Origin of the sequence: Arthrobacter sp. SRS-W-1-2016, from assembly GCF_002009585.1 — a bacterium.
Classification (GTDB): domain Bacteria; phylum Actinomycetota; class Actinomycetes; order Actinomycetales; family Micrococcaceae; genus Arthrobacter; species Arthrobacter bambusae_A.
Window position 1 is genome coordinate 36,518 of sequence record NZ_MTPV01000061.1, and the last position, 15,234, is coordinate 51,751.

The 15,234-nt window shown below is 64.9% G+C and carries 16 protein-coding genes; 8 read left to right on the plus strand and 8 right to left on the minus strand.

Features of this window, described 5'->3' with window-relative positions:
* The first annotated feature begins 305 nt into the window (after positions 1-305).
* A complete protein-coding gene (locus BMF89_RS15345) occupies positions 306-788 on the plus strand; it encodes a hypothetical protein (RefSeq protein ID WP_139359701.1) in 483 nt (160 codons plus the stop codon).
* 200 nt (positions 789-988) lie between these two features.
* On the plus strand, positions 989-2,011 hold the full coding sequence (gene ligD / locus BMF89_RS15350; protein ID WP_078107975.1) for a non-homologous end-joining DNA ligase: 1,023 nt from the start codon (positions 989-991) through the stop codon (positions 2,009-2,011).
* Positions 2,012-2,145: 134 nt separating this feature from the next.
* Here ligD and BMF89_RS15355 read toward each other — a convergent pair whose 3' ends face one another.
* From BMF89_RS15355 to BMF89_RS15380, 6 genes are all read right to left on the minus strand, one after another.
* Positions 2,146-2,493 (minus strand): YegP family protein, encoded by a 348-nt coding sequence (locus BMF89_RS15355; protein ID WP_078107976.1) that lies wholly within the window; start codon positions 2,491-2,493, stop codon positions 2,146-2,148.
* Between the two features lie 206 nt (positions 2,494-2,699).
* Positions 2,700-2,969 carry a hypothetical protein gene (locus BMF89_RS15360; protein ID WP_139359702.1) on the minus strand — a complete coding sequence of 90 codons (270 nt, stop codon included), beginning with the start codon at positions 2,967-2,969 and terminating at the stop codon, positions 2,700-2,702.
* 178 nt (positions 2,970-3,147) lie between these two features.
* Positions 3,148-4,269, minus strand: a complete 1,122-nt coding sequence (locus tag BMF89_RS15365; protein WP_078107978.1) for an FAD-binding oxidoreductase — start codon at positions 4,267-4,269, stop codon at positions 3,148-3,150.
* Positions 4,270-4,340: 71 nt separating this feature from the next.
* Entirely contained in the window at positions 4,341-5,384 is a 1,044-nt protein-coding gene (locus BMF89_RS15370) for a Gfo/Idh/MocA family oxidoreductase (RefSeq protein WP_078107979.1), read from the minus strand.
* Positions 5,384-6,160, minus strand: coding sequence for an amino acid ABC transporter ATP-binding protein (locus tag BMF89_RS15375; RefSeq protein ID WP_078107980.1), 777 nt, complete (start codon positions 6,158-6,160; stop codon positions 5,384-5,386). Before BMF89_RS15375 ends, BMF89_RS15370 begins: the two co-directional genes overlap by 1 nt.
* The gene (locus BMF89_RS15380; RefSeq protein ID WP_078107981.1) at positions 6,157-6,945 is read right to left on the minus strand and encodes an amino acid ABC transporter permease; all 789 of its coding nucleotides are present in this window, start codon (positions 6,943-6,945) and stop codon (positions 6,157-6,159) included. Before BMF89_RS15380 ends, BMF89_RS15375 begins: the two co-directional genes overlap by 4 nt.
* Positions 6,946-7,652: 707 nt before the next feature.
* Between BMF89_RS15380 and BMF89_RS15385 the strand changes: the two genes are divergently transcribed.
* Positions 7,653-8,009 carry a DUF559 domain-containing protein gene (locus BMF89_RS15385; protein WP_253190840.1) on the plus strand — a complete coding sequence of 119 codons (357 nt, stop codon included), beginning with the start codon at positions 7,653-7,655 and terminating at the stop codon, positions 8,007-8,009.
* A gap of 130 nt (positions 8,010-8,139) precedes the next feature.
* On the opposite strand, the gene BMF89_RS15390 is transcribed toward BMF89_RS15385, so the two are convergent.
* Together BMF89_RS15390 and BMF89_RS15395 are read right to left on the minus strand one after the other, a co-directional pair.
* Positions 8,140-8,562, minus strand: a complete 423-nt coding sequence (locus tag BMF89_RS15390) for a hypothetical protein (RefSeq protein WP_078107983.1) — start codon at positions 8,560-8,562, stop codon at positions 8,140-8,142.
* A gap of 13 nt (positions 8,563-8,575) precedes the next feature.
* Positions 8,576-9,247, minus strand: coding sequence for a trimeric intracellular cation channel family protein (locus BMF89_RS15395; RefSeq protein WP_078108077.1), 672 nt, complete (start codon positions 9,245-9,247; stop codon positions 8,576-8,578).
* 63 nt (positions 9,248-9,310) lie between these two features.
* On the opposite strand from BMF89_RS15395, the gene BMF89_RS15400 reads away from it, so the two are divergent.
* The 5 genes from BMF89_RS15400 to BMF89_RS15420 all read left to right on the plus strand — a co-directional run bounded on the left by BMF89_RS15400 (position 9,311) and on the right by BMF89_RS15420 (position 15,013).
* On the plus strand, positions 9,311-10,024 hold the full coding sequence (locus BMF89_RS15400) for a sirohydrochlorin chelatase (protein ID WP_078107984.1): 714 nt from the start codon (positions 9,311-9,313) through the stop codon (positions 10,022-10,024).
* Positions 10,025-10,156: 132 nt separating this feature from the next.
* Positions 10,157-11,902, plus strand: a complete 1,746-nt coding sequence (locus tag BMF89_RS15405) for a nitrite/sulfite reductase (RefSeq protein ID WP_078107985.1) — start codon at positions 10,157-10,159, stop codon at positions 11,900-11,902.
* Complete coding sequence (locus BMF89_RS15410; RefSeq protein ID WP_078107986.1) at positions 11,899-12,618, plus strand: phosphoadenylyl-sulfate reductase; 720 nt, start codon at positions 11,899-11,901, stop codon at positions 12,616-12,618. Before BMF89_RS15405 ends, BMF89_RS15410 begins: the two co-directional genes overlap by 4 nt.
* Positions 12,615-13,601, plus strand: coding sequence for a sulfate adenylyltransferase subunit CysD (cysD, locus tag BMF89_RS15415; protein WP_253190841.1), 987 nt, complete (start codon positions 12,615-12,617; stop codon positions 13,599-13,601). The genes BMF89_RS15410 and cysD overlap by 4 nt, the downstream gene beginning before the upstream one ends.
* Positions 13,601-15,013 (plus strand): GTP-binding protein, encoded by a 1,413-nt coding sequence (locus tag BMF89_RS15420; protein ID WP_078107987.1) that lies wholly within the window; start codon positions 13,601-13,603, stop codon positions 15,011-15,013. The genes cysD and BMF89_RS15420 overlap by 1 nt, the downstream gene beginning before the upstream one ends.
* Positions 15,014-15,234 lie beyond the last annotated feature (221 nt).

The following is a 15,234-nucleotide window of genomic DNA, read 5'->3' on the forward strand; positions in this document are numbered from 1 at the left end:
TCGAACCGACGGAGCCCGTACAGTCTAGGCCCCCTTTGCCTGGCCGCGGACATTCGTCCCCGCTGGGGTAATCGTCCCGCACGGACCCCAGGGTACGGTCCGGCCGCAAGTGCCGCGGCGAGGTGAACGGTGGGTGAACAAATGCGCGATCGTTCCTCCGTAGGGCTGATATCCAGCGGCTTCTGTGCCTAGCGTGGCTGTGGGAGTTCCGATACCGGAACGCGCGGTGAGGCAACCGCAACCCAGTCCGTGAAATGTCCAATGAGCAATCAAGAAGAGAATTCCGGAGGTCTCCAATGCCTATCATGCCCAGCCTTGCAGCCAGCAAAGCTTTGATCACTATGATCACAGCGGGCGCCATCGCAGCAGGGGGCGGCGTTGCCGCCTTTGCCAGCATCACCACCACCGAAGCGCCTGCGCCAACGTCCACCGCATCGGCCAGCCCGTCGCCGTCGACCCCTCGGGTCTCCTCACCGGCGACCCCGACGACGGCGGTACCCTCGACGACGGTTCCCCCTCCGCCCGCTCCTGAGGCGGAGTCCCCGGAGCCGCCGTCGTCGGCTCCAGCCGGGGAGGAACCGGCTGAGGATGCGCCGGGCACTCCGGCCCCAGCTCCCGGTTCATCAACGCCGCCCACTACCCATTCGTCACCGTCATCCCATACCCTGGCGGTCGAGCCGGCTGATCGTGACGACGACGGAATGAAGGAAGCCAAGGACAAGGACGCCGGACACGGCAAGACGGACCACGCCCACACCGAGGGCACCCCGGACGCAGGGGAGCGCTAAGCGGTTCTCAGCCCCAAGGCTGGCTGCAGCGTGTGGATCCCGTAGCGGGAGGTGCTCATCTGCCCTCCCGCTACGGGATTGCCCGAAGCGGGAGATGAAGGTCTCGGCTAGGGGGCGGAACAGGAATCCGACGAAGATGCGGTTTGCACAATCCATTCAGGCTGCAGACACTGAGGGTAGGGCCGGGGTAGCTTGTCCCCATGGCTACCGAAGCAACCACCCTCACCGTTGACGGGCCGAACGGTCCTCGCGAAATACGGATCTCCAGTCCAAGCCGCGTCCTCTGGCCGGAGCTCGGCCTGACCAAGCTGGATCTCGCGCGCTATATCGTTGAGGTCGGGGACGCATTCATCTCTGCGAACGGCGATCGGCCGATCTCCCTGCAGCGCTTTTCGGACAACATCGACGGCGACCAGTTCTTCTCCAAAAATCCGCCGAAAGGAACACCGGACTTTATCCGGTCTGTGAAGGTTGTCTATCCGAGTGCGCGCTCACATCCCCAACTGGTGCTCGATGAGCCAGCAGCAGCCGTGTGGGCCGTCCAGATGAACACAGTGGTCTTTCACCCTTGGCCCTCGCGGGTCGAAAACACGGACAACCCTGACCAGCTGCGGATCGACCTGGACCCGCAGCCGGGAACGGATTTCGACGACGCGATTCCCGCGGCCCTTGCGTTGAAGGACGTACTCGCGGACGCCGGGTTGACCACTTTCATCAAGACCTCCGGAAACCGCGGACTCCACGTCTATGCCCCGATTGAGCCTTCGCATGAGTTCCTGGACGTACGGCATGCCGTGATTGCAGCCGCCCGGGAGCTCGAGCGCCGAATGCCGGACAAGGTGACCACCGCCTGGTGGAAGGAAGAACGCGGTGAACGGGTCTTCGTCGATTTCAACCAAGCCAACCGTGACCGGACCATAGCCGGCGCGTACAGCCCGAGGGCGCTCGCCCATGCCCCAGTCTCTTGTCCCATCACGTGGAACGAACTTGAATCAGTGGACCCGAAAAACTTCACCATCCTGAGCGTGCCTGGCAGGTTGAAAACCCTCGGCGATCCGTGGAGTGCGATGAATTCCGAAGCGGGGAAGATCGACGTGCTGCTTCAATGGTGGGAACGCGACGTCGCCGCGGGGCTTGGGGAGATGCCGTTCCCGCCTGACTATCCAAAGATGCCGGGCGAGCCGACGCGTGTGCAGCCGAGCCGAGCGCGCAAGCCTGTCTGACGGGCGCGGATAGTGGCCTCGGCGGCCGATGAGTGGGAGAATGAGGGCTGGACCAAAACGGCCGGCGGCGCATCTTGCCTGCTGAGACCCAGGTAAGTCCCCCAGTGCGCCGTCGGTCCTTCGCTGTCAACCTCTTAAGCCGCGCCGGTCCATCTGGGCGCGGCCGAAGCCCGACCTAGTTCCTTGGCATGCGTGCGGAATCCGTTGGCGGCCTTGCGCGGTTCATCACATGCCTGGGAAGCCGCATTGTGCGGGATCGTGCCCGGAAGAACGGTCGCGGCCGGCTGGCGCACGCCCGTTGCCGGGCAAAGATCGGTGACAAGGCCCATGCCTGCGCACTCCCGCGCAGCCGCGATGCCGGCCACAACCGCGGGCTTGTCCTCGAACGGCGTCGACACGGCAATGACCGTTCCGTCAGGGGATTTGAGGCGGAACCTGAAAAGGGACTCCCCGTCAACAAATACTTCGAAAATGCCGGCCACTGCTACCTCCCGGTCTGCGGATCCTGCTCGGTAGCGACTTCACTACCGGCGAGGACGGAGCATCACTGCAATCCGCGTCCGCTGCTCTGGTCTAACAACCACCGTGAATCGTTTTTCACGTGATATTCAGTCTGTGCTGACTGCGTCGACGCTAACAAGACCGCGTGAGTTAACCCTGTGTAAAACGTGTGCGACTCCGGGACGAGTCAGCTGCCGCTGGCCCGGTTCATCAGGTGTTCGAGCAGGGCCAGCTCGGGGTATCCGGGGTGTCGGGCAATGCTGGACCGTAGTTTCGCCCGGAGATGCTCGCCGCTCGGTTCGGTTCCGCTGAGGACTTCGTCGATGATTTCCTGTGCTTGCCCACGCAGGGCCGCCAGGGTGTCACCCTTGTCACCCGGAACCAGCACGGGCTCCGGCTCGACGAGCGGGTCTTGAGACTCCAAAGGTTCCGACACTGCCAGCTCCTGATTTTTCATCCCGGCAACTCCCAGCTAGGTCCGGAATTCGCCCCCACCACTAGATAGTAATGAGGGCGCCCGGCTTGTTCACCGCTTATTGCTCAGAACGACGAATATGGCATCGAAACGACGGTTTGTGACGCGAACAACATGCGGGATGGCTGGCCCCCTTTGGGCAGCCAGCCATCCCGCGCGGTTAGGAGAACCTGCCGGGGCGGAAGGTGGAGAGCATGGGATGCTTGCTTCCCGTGAGGATTTCGCCCGCCAGCAGTTCGCCCACGATGAGTCCGAGCGTGGCTCCCGAGTGAGTGAAAGCGACATAACAGCCCGGCACGGCGCCGAGCTCTCCGAGCACGGGTTCGCCGTCGCCCGGAATGGGCTTGTAGCCGATCTTCCAGGATGCCGGCTTGAGCTCGGGACTGCCCGCGATGAGCTTGGACGCCTCGTCGGCGAGCTCCTGGACGATGCCATCCGGGATGCTGAAGGAACCGTCTTCGTGCTCGGTGATGTGCTCTTCGTACCAATCGTGGTCCAGTGCGAAAGTGTTTTCCGGGTTTGGCCGGATGGCGGCGCGGGGCGTGTTCATCACGGCTCTCACCTCATGGTCCACGGCTTTGGTCAGCACCAGCATCGAGACGGGGGAGGCGTTCGGGATGACGACGCCGAGTGGTGCGACGACGGCAGGGGTAGCGGCACCGCAAGCCACAAGGACGGTGTCGGCTCGATAGGTCCCGCCAGCAACAGTCTCGACGCCGGTGGCACGGCCGCCGTCGACCGTGACGGAAGCCTTGCCGCCGTTGAGGACGAGCTGGCCACCGCGGGCATGGAATTCCTCCAGAAGGAACTCGATGAGCTCAGGGAGGCTGACCCACCCTTCGCCCGGGTTGAAAATGGCGAACTCCGGGACTGCACCTGCATTGATGCCAGGGGTAGCGAAGTCAATCTCTTCAGGGGTCAGCAGCTTGGAGTCGTATCCGACCGATTTCTCGTAGGCGTGGCGTGATTCCGTGACCGCTTGCTGTCCGGCGGCGTTCCACATGAGGCCGCCCCCGAATTGGAGCCATTCACGGTGTGGATCCGCGGCGAACAATGTACGGTAGCGGTCGACCCCCGCGAGGCGCAGTTGGTGGTAAGGGGTGGAGCGTTCTCCTGCGGAATTGAGCCAGGACAGGGAACGGCCGCTGGCCTCGCTCGCGAGGCCCTTTTCGGTCAGCAGGACAACGGACGCGCCTTCACGGAGCAGGTGGACCGCCGTGGAGACTCCAAGGATGCCGCCGCCGATGACGACGACATGCTTGGTAGGGGGCGTGGAGGACATGAGTCTCCCTTTCTTTGGGGTGTGGTTGTCGGCCGCACGAGGCGGACGGTGGCATGGCTGGAAAGATACGCCTACGCGAAGGCGTGGATTCTTTCGATGACTTTGAGGGTTTCAAGTGATTCCGCGGGGTCCACGGGCAATGGCCCCTCCCCGCGGATGGCGGCCGCGAGTTCGGCATAGAACCGGGGGTAGGCGCCGGTCTGGGCAGGGACGGGCTCAGGGTCTCCGTCAGTCCCCATCACGCCCCAGGATGTTACGGGCTCAACGCCATAGGCGGGATCCGACGGCGGGAGTCCGGCCGCGAGGGCCGCCTCCTGGCTGTCGAGTCCCCACTTGGTGTAGCCGGCCTTGGAACCGAGGATATGGAACCGGGGTCCTGCTTGGGCAGCCATGCCGTTCATCCATAGCCTCGATCGCACTCCTGAGCTATGGAGCAAGGTCACAAACGCTTCGGTGTCTGCGCCGTCCGGGTGCGGTCCATGGTTGGCCGTTTCGCCGTAGCAATCTTCGACGGGACCGAAAAGCTGGATGGCCTGGTCGATCAAGTGGGCGCCGAGATCATGGAGGATGCCCCCGCCTTCGCTCAAGGACGCACTGTCACGCCAATTGCCGAAGCCTTCCGGCCGCCACCACTCGAATCGCGATTCGAAGCTTCGGACCTCGCCGAGGCGGCCTTCCCGCACGACCTTCCGAAGTGTCAGGAAATCGGCGTCCCACCGGCGGTTCTGGAATACCGTTAGCCGCACACCGCCGTCGGATGCTCTAGCGATGAGCTCTTCGCCGTGCGCCGAGGTCGTGGCGAACGGCTTGTCCACCACCACGTCGAGGCCATGGGCGATCGCGGTCGCGGCGAGATCGAAATGGGTGAGCGGGGGAGTGCCGAGGACCACGAGGTCCAGGTCCGGAGCTACTGCGAACAGTGCTTCCGGGGTGCGGAAAATCCGTGCACCGGGATACAGCCTTGCCGCTTCCGCAGCTCGCTGCGGGTCTGCCGTGACGATGACATCGAGGGAGTAGCGGGGGTCGGCTGCGATCAGCGGCGCGTGGAAGACTTTCCCGGAAACCCCGAATCCGGCGATGGCCGTGCGGATAGGAGAGGGGGTGGCGTTCGCCATTACAGCACCTCGGAGAGGAATCGTTGGAGCCGTTCACTGCGCGGGTTGTCGAAGAGGTCTACAGGGGTGCCTGACTCTACGACTTCACCCTCATCCATGAAGACCACCTGGTCGGCGACTTTCCGGGCGAAGCCCATTTCGTGCGTGACAACCAGCATGGTCATGCCGCGCCGACCCAGGCCGGCCATGAGGTTCAATACGCCCTTGACGAGTTCGGGGTCCAGTGCGCTCGTGGCTTCGTCGAAGAGCATGACCTCCGGTTCCATGGCCAGCGCCCGGGCGATGGCCACGCGCTGTTGCTGGCCGCCGGAGAGATCGCGGGGGCGGTGGTCCGCTCGTTCGGCGAGCCCCACTTCGGCGAGGCTGCGGCGGGCACGGTCCCTGGCTGCGGTCTTGGACATTCCCTTCACGCTCCAGAGCGCCAAGGCAACGTTCTCCAGGGCGGTGTGGTCAGGGAAGAGATTGAAGTGCTGGAACACCATGCCGATGCGGCTTCGCAGGATGTCCGGTTTGACCGTGAGTGCGCTTTCACCGGCCAGGAGTACATCGCCGCTCTTGGGTTCGTGGAGCCGGTTGACGCCACGGAGCAGGGTCGACTTGCCGGATCCGGAGGGGCCGATGATGCAGGTGGTGGTGCCGGGGGCAACGTTCAGGCTGACGTTGCGCAGCACCTCGATGTCGCCATAGGCCATGGTCAGGTTTCTTAACTCCAGGCTGGAACCGTGGAATGTCTGGACACCGGCGGCGGTGTTGTTTGTGCTGGTGCTGGCGCTCATGTGTTGCTCCCGGTGATCAGCGGCGATGCCGCGTCGAGTTCTGTGAGTTCCTTGAGGCCGCTGCTCGGCGCGCTCGGACGACGGCGGCCCGTGCGGAATCGGCTGTCGAAGTAGTTCACGAGGTGGGTCAGCGGGACAGTGATCACGAGGTAGAAGACACCGGCCATGACCAGCGGTGACAGGTTCCCGGAGAGCACGGCGGCGTCCTGGCCCACACGGAAGAGCTCGCGCTCGCTGACAAGCAGGCCGAGGAAGTACACAAGTGAAGAGTCCTTGACGATGGCGATGAACTGGTTCACCAGGGCGGGCAGCACCCGGCGGATGCCTTGCGGCACCACCACGAGCCGCATCGATTTGGCATAGCTCATGCCCAGGGCACGGCATGCCTCGCCTTGGCCCTTGTCAACGCTTTGGATGCCGGCGCGGAAGATCTCCCCGATGTACGCGCTGGCGATAAGGCTCAGCGCGATGATGCCGAGCGGGTAGGGGGAGGGGCCGAAGATCGACTGGCTTAGCCGGGCGAAGCCTTGGCCGATCAGAAGGATGGTGAGGATGGCCGGCAGGCCCCTGAACAGATCGGTGTAGATGCGGGCAGGGACGCGCAGCCACGCCGAGGATGAGATCCCCATGACGGCAACGACCATGCCTAGTGCCACGCCGATGATCGTGGCGGAGACCGAAATGATCAGGGTGTTCAAAAGGCCGACGCCGATCAATTGCGGCAGGACTTCGGCCATCGCGCCGAAATCGAAGAATGTACGTGTGATGGTGCTTAACCAGTCCATGGTTTGCTCTCAGACTTAGGTGGCCGTCGGGGGGGGGGGGGCGCGCCCCGGGGCGCCCCCCCCCCGGGGGGGTGGGGGTGTTGGGGGGGGCCGGGGGGGGGGGGGGGGGGCCCGGGGGGGGGGGGGGGGGGGGGGGCGCCCCCCCCGCGGGGGGGCCGGGCGCGGGGGGGGGGCGCCCCCCGCCCCCCCCGCCGGCGCTGTTGTTGGCGTTTGCCCCCTTCATACCAAAAACAACGGCGTGTCTGTTGGGCGGGCCGGACGGGTTGGGTTGGGATCCGGGTTGGGCGGGCCGGACGGGCTTAAATGCAATGGCCCCGGTTCCTTGCAACGCTACGAGTCACGCGCTGCAACGAACCGGGACCATAATCTCCGTTCGCATCAGACTCACCGGAGGCATTTAGTGAATCCGGTTACAGCTTATGACAACTTTGTCACGGATGCAACTTTCCCCGTCAAAGGGTTTTCTTGAGTTTGTCGGGACTTCTGCGTTCCTAATTTCCCCACCTTTGATGGCCCTTGGACCCCGAGGCCTGGATTCTCGGTGTCGGAATCCCAGCAGCTTGCTCAAAGCCGGGGAGTTTCGGCGCTGACCCTTATCCACATAGCGAAGATTTCGCCTTTCGGCGTCAACGCCACACTGCTGGAGTGGCCTTTTGGACCTCGTTGGCTTCCTGAATTACGCAGGCTCCGCTGCGAGAACCTCCACGGTGAAGCAGGCCAGCTTCTCCGACTGTGCCATCCGGGCAGCGGTTGCCGGAGGCGAGATCGTTCGGCGACGCCGGGGTGTGCTGGCGTTGCCCGTCGCCCATGAGGACATCGTCGAGACGCAGGTCGAATTGCCCGGAATAGGCATTGTGGATTTCTTGCTGGAAGGCAGGCTGATCGTGGAGGTCGACGGGGAGAGCCACCTGCAGCCTCGGCAGGTCAAGAAGGATCGGCGACGCAATAACGCAGGAACGGTGAAAGGCTTTCTGGTTCTTAGATACGACTATTCGCAGATTGTGTATCAGCCAGAAACCGTGCTTGCCGAAGTTCTCCAGGTCCTACGCCAAAAAAGCCGCTGAAACTCCCCGTTTTTGGCCACGCTCAGTCCAGACCGACAGAGAACAGCCCCGGAAACACGGGACTTGGGAGCTAAATACAGCCCAAGGGTGGGGAGAAGGCTCCGTGCCCGCGAAAGCCCCCCAAGAAAACCTAGTCTTCGTCGCTGAAAGCCCAGTCGAACATGTCGAACACGAATTCGGAGAACGTGCCTTCTTCGGATTTCCACTGGCCGCGGGCGTTATTGCGGCGCCACACGATGGGATCGGGTACGCCGAGGTCGCCTACGCGGAAGCCCCAGGTGAATTGCTCCTCTTCGTCCTCAAGGAACATGAGGAAGCCTTCGTCGTCCACTTCGAGCTCTTCGGGGTCCCAGAAGTAGTGGTAGGCCTCCATGAGGTCCTCGCAACCACCCAGGGCGAGGTAGAACTCGCGCAGCACCATGGGAATGGTGAACGAGTGTGCGGACAGGGCCTCGTCCAGCTCTGACGCGGACAGTCCGTCTTCTTCCTGCCATTCGTCCTCGAGATACTTCGGTACAAGCGCGCGGAATTTCTCGAGGAACATGTCAGTCATGCTCCCATCCTAGCTAATCCCGGCCGCGTGAATCGGCGCCCGAGGAGACCCCGGCGCGGTGCCATCCCCGGACCGCCAAGGGCACCCGCCAACCCCAACGCCAAGCCACCACCCGGAAGGCGAAAACCCAGGCGGCAATGACCCCGGCTGTTACGCCGTTGAAAGCTCCGATGTTCCAGAGCAGGGCGGTCAAGGCGGCTCCCGTGAAGGCCGGCAGGGCGTAGAGATCCCGGGCATTGAAAAGGGTGGGAATTTCGTTGGCCGTGATGTCGCGGAGCAAGCCGCCGCCCACCGCCGTCGTGACTCCCAACAGGATCGCAGCCACCGGATTCATCCCGGCAGCCAGTGCCTTGAGCGTCCCCGTGATGCAGAACAACGCCAGCCCGCCGGCGTCGAACAGGGTCAAAAGGGACGTGAAGCGCTGGATGCTCGAAAACAGGAAGTACACCAGAACCGCGGCCAACAAGGGTGGCAGCAGGTAGACCGGGTTGGTGAAGGCCGCGGGTGGCCCGGCGTTGATGACGATGTCGCGGATGACACCGCCGCCCAGGCCGACGAGCGAAGCCAACAGCAGTGAGCCGATGATGTCGAACTGCTTCTTGGCGGCGAGCAAGGATCCGGACACGGCGAAAAAGAAGACGCCGGCCAGATCCAGCCATACCAGCGCAAGGTCAAAAGTGAACAAATGCAGCTCCATTCTCCGTTCACAGACGGGCGATCATGCTCGCCCAACGTTACGCTTGCACGCATGAACAGCCCCGTCTTGATCGCGTGCGCCCACGGAACCCGGAACGTCGAAGGGCAAGCCGCTATCCGCCAGGTCATGGCCGAGATCGAGGCGCTCCGGCCCGGCCTGACCGTCGTTGAGGCCTACGTGGACGTCCAGGAACCCGAGTTGGGCGGCGTGGTGGCCAGCCTCCCGGAAGGCACGCCCGCCGTCGTCGTTCCCTTGTTGCTCAGCACCGGCTACCACGTCAAGGTGGACATCCCGAAGGCGATCACGTCCCGTCCCGAAGTGTCCGCGGCGCCGCCGCTGGGGCCGGATCCGCGGCTCGCGGAGCTGCTCGCCGCCCGGTTGCGCGACGCCGGACTGGGCGACGACGACGGCGTCCTGCTCGCCGCCGCGGGCTCATCGCTGCCGGACGGTTCCGTCGATTCGGAAGAGCAGGCGCGCCAGCTCGCCGAGCTGCTGCCCAACAAAGTGCGCGTCGCCTACGGTGCCAGCGCCGAGCCGAACGTGCCCGACGGCGTCGCGGCCCTTCGCGCGGAACTCACCGGGATGGAGGTCACCGAAGGCGGCGGCCGGGTGGTGGTCTCCTCGTACCTGCTGGCCACGGGCTACTTCCATGACCAGCTGTCCAAGGCCGGGGCCGACGTCGTGACGGCGCCGTTGCTGCCCTCTCCCGTGCTCGCGGAGATCGCCCTGGAACGCTACGACGCAGTGGTTGCCGCTCGCTCCTGAGCGGGTATGGCGAATGCACAGCGCGGCCGGGTGAACAAGGCCCGACGGCGGTTTGTGACGAAATGTTTCCCTAGGTGACTCTTCGTTTCTGCGTCGTTGTTGGAGAAATCTGGCCCGCCCTACAGTCGATGCATGACTGATACAGCTCTAGCCGGAGCGTCTGCGGACGAGGCTGCACCCAAGCGCCCGGCCCGCACCGCCCGTCCTGCCGCTAAACCCCACGGCCAGTGGAAGGTTGACGGCACCGCGCCGCTCAACGCCAACGAAACCTGGAAGCAGGAAGACAACGGACTGAACGTCCGTGAGCGTATCGAGTCTGTCTATTCCAAGCACGGCTTCGACTCGATCGACGGCACGGACCTGCACGGCCGTTTCCGCTGGTGGGGCCTGTACACGCAGCGCAAGCCCGGGATCGACGGCGGCAAGACCGCCACGCTTGAGCCGCACGAGCTCGAGGACAAGTACTTCATGCTCCGCGTGAGGATCGACGGCGGTGCGCTCACCACCGAGCAGTTGCGCGTCATCGGCCAGATCTCCGTGGACTTCGCCCGTGGCAGCGCCGACTTGACCGACCGCCAGAACATCCAGCTGCACTGGATCCGCGTGGAGGACGTGCCGGAAATCTGGCGCCGCCTCGAATCCGTCGGCCTGTCCACCACCGAGGCGTGCGGCGACGTCCCGCGCGTCATCCTGGGCTCCCCGGTTGCCGGCATCGCCAAGGACGAGATCATCGATCCCACGCCGCTGATCCACGAACTCGCGGAGCGCTTCATCGGCGACCCCGAGCTCGCCAACCTGCCGCGCAAATACAAGACCGCCATCACCGGCCACCCCTCGCAGGACGTGGTCCACGAGATCAACGACTTCGGCCTGGTCGGCATGGTCCACCCCGAACTCGGCGTCGGCTATGACCTCTGGGTGGGCGGCGCGCTGTCCACCAACCCGATGCTCGCCAAGCGGCTCGGTGCGTTCGTGAAGCCCGAGGAAGCCGCCGAGGTATGGCTCGGCGTCACCAGCATCTTCCGCGACTACGGTTACCGCCGCATGCGCACCAAAGCTCGCCTGAAGTTCCTCCTGGCCGACTGGGGTCCCGAGAAGTTCCGCCAGATCCTCGAGGACGAATACCTCGGCTTCAAGCTTTCCGACGGCCCGGCAGCCCCCAAGCCCTCGACGCCAGGGGACCACGTCGGTATCCATGAGCAGAAGGACGGCAAGTTCTTTATCGGCGCCACACCCTTGGCCGGACGCCTCTCGGGAAGCCAGCTCGTGAAGCTCGCGGACACCCTCGAAGCCCGCGGCTCGTTCCGCCTGCGCACCACCCCGCACCAGAAGATCGTTGTGTTGGACGTCGCCAAGGAGCAGGTGGAAGCGCTCGTCGCCGAACTGGACACCCTGGGCCTCTCCGCCCGCCCGTCCGTCTTCCGCCGCGGCACCATCGCCTGCACCGGTATCGAGTTCTGCAAGCTCGCCATCGTGGAAACCAAGGTCACGGCAGCCACCGCCGTCGCCGAACTGGAACGCCGCCTGGCCGACCTCGCGGACAGCGGCCAGTTGCCGCAGGCCCTGTCCCTGCACATCAACGGCTGCCCCAACTCCTGCGCCCGCATCCAGACCGCGGACATCGGGCTCAAGGGCATGATGCTGCCGACGCCCGACGGCGACCCCACCCCGGGCTTCCAGGTTCACTTGGGCGGCGGGCTGGCTTCCTCCAGCCGCGAAGAAGCAGGCCTCGGACGTACCGTGCGCGGCCTCAAGGTCTACGTCGAGGACCTGCCCGATTACGTAGAGCGGGTAGTCCGGAAGTTCGTGGCCGACCGTGCCGAGGGCCAGACCTTCGCCGAATGGGCACACTCCGCAGATGAAGGAGATCTCCAGTGACAACCACCACCACCTCCCTCCGCTCCCACGACGAACTCAAGGCCCTGGCGGAATCCGGTGCCGCAGAGCTCGGCTGGAACGCGCCCGCCCGCGACGTCATCGCCTGGGTGGCCCGCAACTTCGAGCTGCCCGCCGTCGCCGTGGCCTGCTCCATGGCCGACGCCGTGCTCCCGGCCCTCGTCGCGGACCAGTTTCCCGGCGTCGACGTCTTGTTCCTGGAGACCGGCTACCACTTTCCCGAAACCCACGCCACGCGGGACGAAGTCGCCGCGAACCTTCGCGTGAACATCGTGGACGTGCTCCCGGAAAACACCGTGGAGCAGCAGGACCGCCTTCTCGGCAAGGACCTGTTCGCCCGCGACGCCGCCCAGTGCTGCGCGCTCCGCAAGGTCCAGCCGCTGCGCCGGACCCTCGCCGGCTACGAAGTCTGGTTCACCGGTGTCCGCCGCGACGAGGCCCCCACCCGGACCAACACCCCGCTGATCACCTGGGACGAGGCCAACGGCCTGGTCAAGGTCAACCCGATGGCCGACTGGAGCTTCGACCAGCTGGTCCAGTACTCCGAAGACAACATCCTTCCCGTCAACCCCCTCCTGAGCCAGGGCTACCCGTCCATCGGATGCCAGCCCTGCACCCGCAAAGTAGCCCCGGGAGCGGACCCCCGCTCCGGCCGCTGGGCAGGAACCGACAAGACAGAATGCGGACTACACGTATGAGTACCCAAATCACCAACGAGGACCTGGAGTTGTCTGTGCTGGAAACCGACGCAGCTGAGACGCCGACTGCCGCCCAGGCGCTGCGTTCGGCTCGCCTTTCCTCACTCGACACCCTCGAGTCCGAGGCCATCCACATCATCCGTGAGGTTGTTGCCGAGTTCGAGAAGCCTGCGCTGTTGTTCTCCGGCGGCAAGGATTCCGTGGTGATGCTGCATCTGGCAACCAAGGCGTTCTGGCCTGGCAAGGTTCCGTTCCCGGTGCTTCACGTGGACACCGGCCACAACTTCCCCGAGGTCATCGACTTCCGTGACCGCACGGTGGAGCGCCTGGGCCTCAAGCTCGTGGTGGGTTCCGTGCAGGAGTTCATCGACCGTGGCGAACTTGCCGAGCGTGCCGACGGCACCCGCAACCCGCTGCAGACCGTGCCGCTGCTGGATGCCATCCAGCGCAACAAGTTCGACGCCGTCTTCGGCGGCGGCCGTCGCGACGAGGACAAGGCCCGCGCCAAGGAACGCATCCTGAGCCTGCGCGACGAATTCGGCCAGTGGGATCCCCGCAACCAGCGCCCGGAACTGTGGAACCTGTACAACGGCCGCCACACCGTGGGCCAGCACGTACGCGCGTTCCCCATCAGCAACTGGACCGAACTGGACGTCTGGCGCTACATCGAGCGCGAAGGCATTGAGCTGCCAGGGCTGTACTACGCCCACGAACGCGAAGTCTACGAACGCGACGGCATGTGGCGCGCAGTCGGCGAGGTTTCCATGCCGAAACCCCACGAGGAAGTCGTGACTAAGCTCGTCCGCTACCGCACCGTGGGCGACATGTCCTGCACCGGCGCTGTCGTTTCCGACGCCCGCACAGTTGCCGACGTCGTTGTCGAGGTTGCCGCATCCACACTCACCGAACGTGGCGCCACCCGTGCAGATGACCGCATCTCCGAGGCAGCCATGGAAGACCGCAAGAAGGACGGCTACTTCTAATGAGCACTGAAACCGCACTCCTGGAGACCGGCCTGCGCGAATCAACGCTGTTCCGCTTCGCCACGGCTGGATCCGTCGACGACGGCAAGTCCACCCTCGTGGGCCGCCTGCTGCACGATTCCAAGGCGATCCTCGCGGACCAGCTCGACGCCGTCGCCCGCACCTCCGCGGACCGCGGCTTTGGGGGAGCCGGCGCCACCGGTAGCCAGGCGATCGACCTTGCCCTCCTGACCGACGGCCTTCGCGCCGAGCGGGAACAGGGCATCACCATCGATGTCGCCTACCGCTACTTCGCCACCGACCGCCGCAGCTTCATCCTCGCGGACTGCCCCGGCCACGTGCAGTACACCAAGAACACGGTGACGGGCGCGTCCACTGCGGACGCCGTCGTCGTCCTCATTGACGCCCGCAAGGGAGTCCTGGAGCAGACCCGCCGCCACCTGTCAGTGTTGCAGTTGCTCCGCGTGGCGCATGTGATCGTTGCTGTGAACAAGATCGACCTCGTGGACTTCAGCGAGTCGGTCTTCCGCGAGATCGAGGCCGACGTGCAGAAGGTTGCCCGCGAGCTTGGCTTGGGCAGCGATGGCATTGCCGACGTCGCGGTCATCCCGGTATCGGCGCTCGACGGCGACAACGTCGTGGACCGCTCGGAACGCACCCCGTGGTACAGCGGCCCGGCCCTGCTCGAGGTCCTGGAAACCCTTCCGGCCGCGGACGAGCTCGAAAGCCACCTGGAGAGTTTCCGCTTCCCGGTCCAGCTGGTCATCCGGCCGCAAGGCGCGCTGGCTCCCGACGCCGTCGCCGCAGGACTCGACGTCGGCGCGTACCGCGACTACCGCGCCTACGCCGGCCAGATCACGGAAGGAACCGTGAAGCTCGGGGACAAAGTCACCGTCCTGAGCCCGGGCCACGAACCCCGGATCACCACCGTGACGGGGATCGACTTCGCGGGCAGCGAGTTGACCGAGGCTACCGCTCCGCAATCCGTGGCGATCCGCCTGGCCGATGAAATCGACATCGCCCGCGGTGACACCATCGCCGCGGCAGGGACGGTGCGTGAGAGCTCGGCCGATCTGTATGCGGCCCTGTGCTGGCTTTCGCCGAAGCCGTTGCGAGAAGGTGCCAAGGTGCTCGTGAAGCACGGGACCCGGACCGTCCAGGCGCTGGTCCGCAATGTCACGGGCAAGCTGGACCTGGCCACGTTCAACGTCGAGGCGGCCTCCAGCCTTGAGCTGAACGACATCGGCAACGCCCAGCTTCGACTGGCCGCGCCGTTGCCGTTGGAGAACTACCTGCACCACCGCCGCACGGGCGCGTTCCTAGTGATCGACCCCGTGGACGGCAACACGCTGGCCGCCGGCTTGGTGAAGGACCACCCGGGCGACCACGAGGACGAACGTTACGTCATCTGACGTTTCCGGTGACTGGAACCGCGGCTTGTTTCCCGAACCCCGCCTTCAAGGTCCGGGATGGGAAACAAGCTGCGGTTTTTTGCGTCGGGGCCAGCCCAATTGTGACGCCGCATGAACGTGCGTGACCCCGGGTTTCCGGGTCATTGAACGGCAAATATGACAGTCCCTATGGTGAATCCATGACCTCATCGGATTGGTCCTTGGCTGCCCGTTCGGGGCGA

Coding starts and splice junctions, on each gene's coding strand:
- BMF89_RS15375 (WP_078107980.1), bottom strand. CDS start 6,160: ATGAGCGCCAGCACCAGCACAAACAACACCGCCGCCGGTGTCCAGACA.
- BMF89_RS15405 (WP_078107985.1), top strand. CDS start 10,157: ATGACTGATACAGCTCTAGCCGGAGCGTCTGCGGACGAGGCTGCACCC.
- BMF89_RS15420 (WP_078107987.1), top strand. CDS start 13,601: ATGAGCACTGAAACCGCACTCCTGGAGACCGGCCTGCGCGAATCAACG.
- BMF89_RS15400 (WP_078107984.1), top strand. CDS start 9,311: ATGAACAGCCCCGTCTTGATCGCGTGCGCCCACGGAACCCGGAACGTC.
- BMF89_RS15360 (WP_139359702.1), bottom strand. CDS start 2,969: ATGAAAAATCAGGAGCTGGCAGTGTCGGAACCTTTGGAGTCTCAAGAC.
- BMF89_RS15365 (WP_078107978.1), bottom strand. CDS start 4,269: ATGTCCTCCACGCCCCCTACCAAGCATGTCGTCGTCATCGGCGGCGGC.
- ligD (WP_078107975.1), top strand. CDS start 989: ATGGCTACCGAAGCAACCACCCTCACCGTTGACGGGCCGAACGGTCCT.
- BMF89_RS15345 (WP_139359701.1), top strand. CDS start 306: ATGCCCAGCCTTGCAGCCAGCAAAGCTTTGATCACTATGATCACAGCG.
- BMF89_RS15370 (WP_078107979.1), bottom strand. CDS start 5,384: ATGGCGAACGCCACCCCCTCTCCTATCCGCACGGCCATCGCCGGATTC.
- BMF89_RS15380 (WP_078107981.1), bottom strand. CDS start 6,945: ATGGACTGGTTAAGCACCATCACACGTACATTCTTCGATTTCGGCGCG.
- cysD (WP_253190841.1), top strand. CDS start 12,615: ATGAGTACCCAAATCACCAACGAGGACCTGGAGTTGTCTGTGCTGGAA.
- BMF89_RS15390 (WP_078107983.1), bottom strand. CDS start 8,562: ATGACTGACATGTTCCTCGAGAAATTCCGCGCGCTTGTACCGAAGTAT.